The 3,449-nt window shown below is 41.7% G+C and carries 3 protein-coding genes and 1 pseudogene; 3 read left to right on the plus strand and 1 reads right to left on the minus strand.

Features of this window, described 5'->3' with window-relative positions; translation table 11 throughout:
• From HMPREF0671_RS02880 to HMPREF0671_RS11915, 3 genes and pseudogenes are all read left to right on the plus strand, one after another.
• Positions 1–582 (plus strand): pilus assembly protein N-terminal domain-containing protein (locus HMPREF0671_RS02880; RefSeq protein WP_052052785.1); only part of this gene is annotated, 582 nt, incomplete at its 5' end.
• Positions 583–917: 335 nt separating this feature from the next.
• Positions 918–1,628, plus strand: a complete 711-nt coding sequence (locus HMPREF0671_RS11720) for an endonuclease/exonuclease/phosphatase family protein (protein WP_052052787.1) — start codon at positions 918–920, stop codon at positions 1,626–1,628.
• A gap of 374 nt (positions 1,629–2,002) precedes the next feature.
• Positions 2,003–2,183 (plus strand): annotated as a pseudogene (locus HMPREF0671_RS11915) (IS1380 family transposase); the annotation flags it as partial.
• 53 nt (positions 2,184–2,236) lie between these two features.
• Here the strand turns inward: HMPREF0671_RS11915 and HMPREF0671_RS02890 are convergent.
• Complete coding sequence (locus tag HMPREF0671_RS02890) at positions 2,237–3,406, minus strand: M20 aminoacylase family protein (RefSeq protein WP_036896625.1); 1,170 nt, start codon at positions 3,404–3,406, stop codon at positions 2,237–2,239.
• Positions 3,407–3,449 lie beyond the last annotated feature (43 nt).

Genomic DNA, 3,449 nt, shown 5'->3' on the forward strand with positions numbered 1-3,449 from the left:
GAGAAGAAGAAGCAGGAGGAAGAGAAGAAGAAGCAGGAGGAAGAGAAGAAGAAGCAGGAGGAAGAAGAAGCAAGACGAAAGAAAGAAGAGGAGGAGAAGCAGAAGCAACTTACGCTCAACCCTACTTCAATCACGTTGACGTCTCTTCAAACAAAGAACGTAGAGATTAAGAACGGAACGGCACCATACGAAGCAAAGGTTGCTAATGACGAGATTGCCCGTGTAAGGGTGGATAATAAAGATAACTATATCGCTGTTACTGGCTTAAGAGAGGGTACGACAGAGATTGTGGTAACCGACAAGAATATGAAAACAGGAAAGGTGACTGTTACGACGCGCAATCCTCAACCCATCACGGTAAGCAAGGCTAACGTGACATTGTCGGTTGGCAAAAGCGAGCGTGTAAACATTCAGTCGGGACGCTACCCTTATAAGGCTGTGGCCGCAGATAAAAGTGTTGTTGAGGTGTCTGTTACGGATGCAACGATAACAATAAAGGCCTTGAAGGAAGGAAGAACGGATGTGACTGTGACGGACAAGGTCGGTGCTAAGGGACGCATAGCTGTTACGGTGTCGAAATAAGTTTAGTGGTTAAATATATTGGTGTGTTGTGTTTACACACCCCTCCTCCCCCTCTTCAATGCATGTTTCTACAAGTATTGTTGAGGGGTTTCTTTTATTTTTAGCCAAATGGGTTGTTAGATCCAAAACGTGTTTTTTAAAATTTAGGGAATTTCAGTTAATTCACTCCAGAACCTCCCAAGAGCATCCATAAACTGCATTCTTTTTACTCTAAAATTTCACCTCTCATCAATAGATTAAATAAAATGAAAAAAAGAGCTATTTTCTACCCTATTCTCTTGATGATACTCTTACACACAACAGGGTGTAAAACCTTAGTATCACATAGAACGAGTATGAAAATTATGACATACAATGTTGCTATCTTTATGAGAGATTCTATGTATCCTCTCAACTATAAAAATATTGCTGCCGGCATACATGAGCAAAAAGCAGATGTGATTTGCCTTAACGAACTTGACAGCATGACAACAAGAACCCAACATGAATACCAATTAAAACAATTAGCCTCATTTTTCCCAACATACGAATACAAATTCGCTAAAGCTATGGATTATCAAGGTGGCAGTTATGGTGATGGCATCCTCTATAGGGCAAAGTGTGTAAACCAATATACAATTCCATTGCCTAAAGCAGAGGGAACAGAACCTAGAGTAATGGCCGTTATAGAGACTCCGTCTTATATCATTGCTTCTGTACACTTAGACGTAGAGGAGAAAGCCCATCAAGCCCAAATAAATGCAATTAACAACTTCTTCGCCACACATTTTAAACATAGCGATAAACCCATCTTTTTAGGAGGGGATTTAAATGCACATCCACTCTCTGAAACTTTAAAAACATTCGGACTCGATTGGGTAGTATTATCTGAGCAGTCTCCGACTTATCCTGCACTTGCGCCCAATGAATGTCTAGATTATATACTTTGGTATAAACATTCACGCAAGGTGAAACTACAGCAAACCCAGGTTATCAAAAATTTTAAGAGTAGTAATATCAAAAACTCTTCTGACCATTTACCGGTTATGGTCGAAGTCATTTTCTAAAAATCAATTCATTATTCATGAAAATACGCCGCTTTTTATTCTGCTCTATACAACATTATGCCTCTTCATACTTGGGCATGCAGTTTCTTATGCTCAAAAGGTTGACTATCGAGTAATCCCTATTCCTAATACAATACAACCTATTCAAGGAAAGGGATTCTTACTAAATTCAAAAGTCAATATATGTATTCAAACTAAGCATCATTCATTGAACAAGTATGCAATCTTTCTTTCAAATTACTTAAAAGAGCAACACATTATCATCTGTAATCGACTCAACCCTCGGTCTAAGGTGTAGTTCGTTCCATTTCATGGCACGTTTTCTCGCCATGGCAGAGCTTAAGTAAACTTAGCTCTGCTCATCTGGCTTAACGAAAACCTTCGGTTATCAGTACAACGAAATCATCCGTTCTCTCATGAGTATCTACTTCTGTGGCGGTTCATGTACCCCAGGATGTCACTACTCATTTGATGAACCACCTCTCGCCTCATCCGACACTTCGCACTTGTAGCTCTGATACTATCCTCAGAGCGATAAAGGAGTTGACGAAAGAAAAAAAAGTTTGGCTTCCCGAAAGAAAGCTGTTCTTTTGAAACCCTACAATCTCCTACTTTAGATATTCTTCACACAAGGCGACCCACAGCGAGGCACCTATGGGAAGGATTTCCTGATCGAAGATGTACTTAGGATTGTGTACCATAGGCGTTTCACCATTACCTAACATGATGTAACTTCCTGGTCGTTCTTGCAACATAAAGGCAAAGTCTTCACTGCTCATCACCGGCTTGCAAGGGTACACTACATTTTCCTCTCCAAAATATTTGCGTGCCACTTCGGCAGCAAAAGCTGTTTCTTCGTGCGAATTGACAAGTACTGCTCCGGGTTGTCCTTCTTTTATTTCATATTTACATCCAAAGCATTCTGCTTGGGCAGAAGTGATCTCACGAATACGTTGCAACACCAGCTTACGCCCATCGGGCTGCATGTTGCGCATAGACAACTTGAGTACAGCTTCGTCTGGAATAACATTTCCTGCATTACCTGCTTGGAATGAGCCGATGGTGACCACGCCATTATTCCAAGGAGAGAGGTTGCGTGCTACAATCGTCTGTAGTGCCATCACCAAAGAAGCACCCGCAACGATGGGGTCAATGCTTAATTCGGGCATAGAACCATGACCGCCACGCCCCATTAAGCGTATCTCCCAATTATCTACAGCCGACATTGTTTCTCCATCATGGAAATGCAGAACCCCCTTTGGTAGCCCTGGTACATTGTGTATGGCATATATTCTATCGGCATTAAACTTCGTGAAAAGTCCATCATCTATCATCGAAGGACCGCCCTGCATGGTCTCTTCGGCAGGCTGAAAATAGAAGTAAACGGTACCATTAAAATGCTTTGTGTCTGCCAGATACTTAGCTGCCCCAAGTGCCATAGCACTGTGACCGTCGTGTCCGCAGAGATGAGAAATACCGTCATGCCTACTTTTATAAGGTAGGTTATTGATTTCTTGAATAGGGAGGGCATCCATGTCGGCTCTAATACCTATTTTCTTCTTTCCATCGCCATGCCTTAGTACACCGACCACCCCCTCAATGCCATGTTTTCCTACATGCTCATGAACCTCGTAGCCCATATTCTTTAGTAGATCGGCAACATACTTGCCTGTATTTACCTCTTGGGTAGATAGTTCAGGCTCTTGGTGCATCGCTTCCATCCACTGTTTCATCAGTGGCAACATAGCAGCCAATTCTTTCATTGGCTTTACGTTCATTTTACTCATATCCCTTAATTCCGCAACACTATTATAAATTGAA

Origin of the sequence: Prevotella sp. S7 MS 2, assembly GCF_000762865.1 — a bacterium.
In the GTDB taxonomy this organism is placed as follows: Bacteria; Bacteroidota; Bacteroidia; order Bacteroidales; family Bacteroidaceae; genus Prevotella.